The sequence below is a fragment of the Mesorhizobium sp. genome, assembly GCF_004962925.1.
Classification (GTDB): Bacteria; Pseudomonadota; Alphaproteobacteria; order Rhizobiales; family Rhizobiaceae; genus Mesorhizobium.
This window is the reverse complement of record NZ_SUEO01000054.1, coordinates 1-4,935: the sequence shown is the minus strand read 5'-3', so window position 1 is coordinate 4,935 and position 4,935 is coordinate 1. Positions and strand designations below refer to the sequence as shown.

General features: G+C 64.0%; 6 protein-coding genes. 3 read left to right on the top strand and 3 right to left on the bottom strand.

Annotation, left to right across the window (positions count from 1 at the left end):
- Positions 1-596, bottom strand: a 596-nt coding sequence (locus E5W87_RS13445; protein ID WP_292397908.1) for a molybdopterin cofactor-binding domain-containing protein, incomplete at its 3' end; no start/stop codon positions are given.
- An 11-nt stretch (positions 597-607) separates the two neighbouring features.
- Positions 608-1,078, bottom strand: a complete 471-nt coding sequence (locus E5W87_RS13440; protein ID WP_292397906.1) for a (2Fe-2S)-binding protein — start codon at positions 1,076-1,078, stop codon at positions 608-610.
- 320 nt (positions 1,079-1,398) lie between these two features.
- Between E5W87_RS13440 and E5W87_RS13435 the strand changes: the two genes are divergently transcribed.
- The 3 genes from E5W87_RS13435 (at position 1,399) to E5W87_RS13425 (ending at position 4,232) form a co-directional block, all read left to right on the top strand.
- On the top strand, positions 1,399-2,118 hold the full coding sequence (locus E5W87_RS13435; RefSeq protein ID WP_095485165.1) for a response regulator: 720 nt from the start codon (positions 1,399-1,401) through the stop codon (positions 2,116-2,118).
- Positions 2,118-3,632 (top strand): ATP-binding protein, encoded by a 1,515-nt coding sequence (locus tag E5W87_RS13430; protein WP_367118823.1) that lies wholly within the window; start codon positions 2,118-2,120, stop codon positions 3,630-3,632. Before E5W87_RS13435 ends, E5W87_RS13430 begins: the two co-directional genes overlap by 1 nt.
- 252 nt (positions 3,633-3,884) lie before the next feature.
- The gene (locus tag E5W87_RS13425) at positions 3,885-4,232 is read left to right on the top strand and encodes a c-type cytochrome (protein ID WP_292397902.1); all 348 of its coding nucleotides are present in this window, start codon (positions 3,885-3,887) and stop codon (positions 4,230-4,232) included.
- A 39-nt stretch (positions 4,233-4,271) separates the two neighbouring features.
- Here the strand turns inward: E5W87_RS13425 and E5W87_RS13420 are convergent.
- Positions 4,272-4,935, bottom strand: a 664-nt coding sequence (locus tag E5W87_RS13420) for a hypothetical protein (protein ID WP_292397900.1), incomplete at its 5' end; no start/stop codon positions are given.

Sequence of the window (4,935 nt, the reverse complement as noted above, 5' to 3'; positions counted from 1 at the left end):
GGCTTGCCGGCTATGGTCCAATCCTTCGGGTCCTTCAGCGTGACATTGGCGGGCGGCGTCATCCGCGCGGCCGCCGCGGCCAACTGTCCGTAAAAGGTGGCGCGATCCGATGCTGCGTGGGTGACCATGCCCATCCTTGCGATGCATTCGCTGGCCGGCACGCCCCATTCGGCAGCCGCAGCGGCTATCAGCATCTCGCGCGCAACAGCGCCGCCAATGCGCACATATTCGTGCGACTCGCGGATGCCGCGGCTGCCACCGGTCGAGAAATTGCCCCACACGCGGTCGCGCGCCAGGTTTTGGGCCGGCGACGGATATTCGGTTGTGACCTTCGACCAGTCGCAATTCAGCTCCTCGGCGACGAGTTGCGCCAGGCCGGTCAGCGTCCCCTGCCCCATCTCGGAGCGGGCGATGCGGATGACCACCGTGTCGTCGGGCCTGATCACCACCCAGGCATTGATCTCCGGCGCCGTCTCGGCGCCCTCGGCAAGTGCAGGCTTGATGAACGGCACGTTAAACCCGAGGGACAGGCCGCCGGCCGTGGAGGCCACGCCCACGATGAAGCTGCGGCGGGAGATGGAAATTATTGCGTTCATGGATATTCTCCTCAACCGCGTTGCGTGGCTTCACCGCCATTGGCGGCCAGCTTGATCGCGGCGCGCACCCGGTTGTAGGTGCCGCAGCGGCAGATGTTGGTGATCTCGGCGTTGATGTCCTCGTCTGTGGGGTTTGGGTTCTGCATGAGCAGACCCGCCACAGCCATGATCATGCCGGCCTGGCAGTAGCCGCATTGCGGCACATCGAGCGCCAGCCACGCCTGCTGGACCGGATGCGAACTGTCCGGCGAAAGCCCCTCGATAGTGGTGATTTGCTGGTCCGGCTCGACCGCGCTCACCGGAAGCACGCAGGAGCGCGTGGCAGCGCCGTCTATATGGACGGTGCAGGCTCCGCAGGCGGCAACCCCGCAACCGTACTTCGTCCCGGTAAGTCCGACCTGCTCGCGAATCACCCACAGCAGCGGCGTGTCCGGATCGACCTCGATGTCACGTGGTGTACCGTTGACGATCAATCTGGCCATTGTGCAATCCTTTCGATCAAAGGCTGGCGAGGACCGCCATCCGGATGGCGCGCGGCATGGCCTGGCGGCAGAGACCGGAAGTCCCGGCTAGCGACGAGGCCAAGTTAGCCAGGACCTGTCGCAGAACCTTGTCCCGTCGACCGGCAGTTCATCGCAAGCTGTCGCAGGCGAAGCGCTCTGATACACTTCGTTACACTTCTCACGGTTTGTTGATGGCGTGCGAGATTGCCGCCATGGTGCGGAAGGTGATCATCCGTGTAGACGCAAACTAGATATCGTCGATACTGGCCGACTATTTAGCGGCGGCTTTGGAGCATTGCATGGAAGTGGCGCAGCACATCGCGGTCGTCGACGACCATAGGGACATCCGCGATCTCGTGGGGAAATACCTCACCCAGCAGGGTTATCGTGTCAGCGTCGCCGACAGCACTGCCGCGCTCAAGCGGCTGCTCGACCGCAGCCTGCCCGATCTCATCGTCCTCGACGTCATGATGCCCGGCGAGGACGGCATTGCCGCCTGCCGGCACGTGCGCGGGACGGTCGACGTTCCGATCATCTTCCTTACCGCCATGGCCGAGGAGATCGACCGGATCGTGGGCCTCGAGATCGGGGCCGACGATTACCTGACCAAGCCGTTCAATCCGAGGGAACTGCTGGCGCGGATCAAAGCCGTGCTCAGGCGCGTCCACAGCCTGCCGCCGCAGCGCGGCCGTCTCAAGTCGAACGCACTTCGTTTCGACCGCTGGACGCTGAATGTCGGCCGCCGCGAGCTGGTTGGGCTCGACGGCGTGGCGGTCGCGCTCAGCACGGCGGAATTCCGCCTTCTTACGGCCTTCATCGAGCATGTCGGGATCGTGCTTAGCCGGGATCAGCTGCTCGACCTCACGGTCGGGCGCACCGCCGACGGTTTCGATCGGGCCGTCGACAACCAGGTGAGCCGGCTGCGCAAGAAGATCGAAGCGGATCCGAAGAGTCCGATGCTGATCAAGACGCACTGGGGCGGTGGCTACTGCTTCACGGCCGAGGTAGCCCAGGCATGATGCTGTTGTGGAGACGTAGCCTGGCGGCCCGCTTCCTCATGCTGGTGCTTCTGGCGCTCGCCCTGTCGCAGGCAATCACGTTCCTGATCTCGTGGGACGAGCGCGGCCAGGCCCTGCACGCGGCGGCCAAGGGCGAGTTCGTCAGCCGCACGTCCTCGCTTGCGCTTCTGCTTGACACGACACCGCCCTCGCTTCGGCCCGATATCCTCAACGTCAGTGGCACGGCCTATACGCGTTTCTGGACCTCGGACGACGGACCGAGCAATCCCCTCGCTTGGCAACAGGAGGCATTTACCCAGCTCGCCAAGCCGCTGCCCGGGATTGCCGGCAAATATGCCGCCTACATGAACGGACAGGCCTCGAACGCAGTCGATGCCGCCGATCCTTCCATGCCGCCGCGCATGTTGGATTTGTCCGGCAATGGCAGGCCCTTCTCGCGGCGGGCCAAGTTTCTTTATATGGACGCCGCCCCAAACGGCATGGGCCTTTCCGTCCGCCTCGATGACAGCACCTGGCTGAATGCCGCCTACGCCAAGGCGATGCCGAACGTCTTCTGGACGACGCAATCGGCGATATCGCTGGCGCTCACCGCACTCATCCTGTCCGCCATTGCGATTTTCGGGGCGCAGGCAATCGCGCGTCCGCTGCGACGGCTCGCCAATGCCGCTGAACTGTTCGGCCGCGGCGAGGCCGTGCCGCGGCTGCCGGAATCAGGGCCCGACGACATCCGCCAGACCGCCGAGGCGTTCAACCGCATGCAGGAGCGCCTGCAGCGCTTCGTCGAGGACCGCACGCGCATGCTGGCGGCGATCAGCCACGATCTGCGCACGCCGCTGACCTCGCTCAGGCTGCGCGCGGAATTTGTCCAGGATCACGATCTCCAGGAAAAGATGTTGAAGACCATCGAGGAAATCCAGACGATGACGGAAGCGGCGTTGGCCTTCGCGCGCGAGGACGCTGCGGTAGAGGCGACGCGAACCGTCGATCTTTCGGCGCTGGTCGGCAGTCTCTGCGACGATCTCGCAGAGCTAGGCCAAAACGTCACCGTCAGCGACGGTCCCAAGGTGCTGTATCGCTGCCGGCCGGACTCCCTGCGCCGGGCGATCCGCAACCTGGTCGAAAATGCCGTCCGTTACGGCGAGCAGGCCAAGGTGAGCCTGGTCAGGCGTGCCGACAGCCTGGACATCGTCGTCGAGGACGCCGGACCCGGCATTCCGCAAGGCGATATGGAGCAGGTGTTCGCCCCTTTCTTCCGACTGGAACAGTCACGCAACCGGGAGACCGGCGGCGTTGGGCTCGGCCTGTCAATCGCCCGCGCCATCGCCCGTCACCACGGTGGCGACATCGTGCTGGAAAATCGAAGCGAGGGCCTTCGCGCTGTCATCAGGCTGCCGCTGATCGACATGGCCAAGCAGCTTGCCCCGGCGTCTGTGCCTGAGACGAACCCTCCGACCGGACTACGATCCCGAAACCGTCCCGCGATCGGAACTCCCGCGCTGCCGCGCCACAATTAGATCATCGCTGCCGCAGCGAAGGACAAGTCACGACCTGCATCCTCCCCGCGCCTCCTCGACCCAACCGCCGCTCTCGCTGGTGAGCGGTTGGTCCTGCCTCCGGCCACCAGCGAAGCCCCCCGAATGTTCCGCAAAGGTCATCCGATGAACCATTCACAAGCCACGACACGCTACCACGTAATTTCCGCCGGAGTTGCGACCGCATCCCTGCGGACGTATGTCACGCGAGCGCGTACGTCCCTGGCTGCGCTCTTGGCTGCCGCCGGCCTGCTGTTGCCGGGCGCCGCTTCCGCGCAGCAGGCCGACGGCGAGCGGCTGTTCCGGCAGCGCTGCGGGACCTGCCACAGCTTGGAGCCAGGCCAGAACAGAACCGGTCCGTATCTGTCGGGCGTCATCACCCGCAAGGCGGGCAGTGTCGAGGGCGCCCGCTATTCGGCCGCGCTGCGGGAGTCGGGCATCGTCTGGGAAGGCGGTACCCTTAATACCTTCCTCGCGGCGCCGCGCCAGATGGTTCCGGGCACGTCGATGACAGTGGGCGTTCCCAACGCCGCCCAGCGCGCCGCGATCATCGGCTATCTGGAAGGTGCCGTCGCGCAATAGTGTCCGCGGATGAAGCCAAAGTTGCGTGCGTAGCCCCGTTCAATCGACCCGGCCAGAGTATCCGCGAAGCTGCGAGTACCGGCCGATCTGCCCAGAGGTGAGCAACTCGGCCATGTCGAGATGATAGCGTAGGTGCGCAGCCCGCAGCGTGCCTTGCACGTCGGCGATGGTTTTTATCATTTCTGTGAGGCGCGCCGATGTTATTTTTCGTTCGGAAAACAAGCGATCCAGTTCGGTTTCTTCCTCGATGATTCGTCTTCCGAGCGGGATGGTTTCTGCCTTCATCTGATCCAGCAGGACCTTGGTCCGCGAGGCCTGTTCGTCGCTGAGATCAAGAGCATCACGGAGATCGAGGACATGTGACGGACCCGGATAGGAATTGAGTTCGGCCGCCAATGCCAGGCCCATCCCTCGCCCCGCCATAAGGTCGGAAATCTGCTCGTCCGAGAGCGCCTTCACGCGGCGCGTCTCCATCCCGGAATAAGACGAGGTGGTTTGGTCCTTTCCTGCAGCGGCCTTGTGATGGTTGATGTCGCCATGCTGCTGCGCCAGCCCGCGAGGGACGGCAAGAAAAATCAGCATAAGTGACAGCACGGCAATGGGGATGCGATTCATCGAGCGATCTCCGGCGTTTCGTGTTTGCGACGTTTGACACGGCCGCAGAAACTGAAACATGATTGCGATCATGTCGGAACTCCTCTTC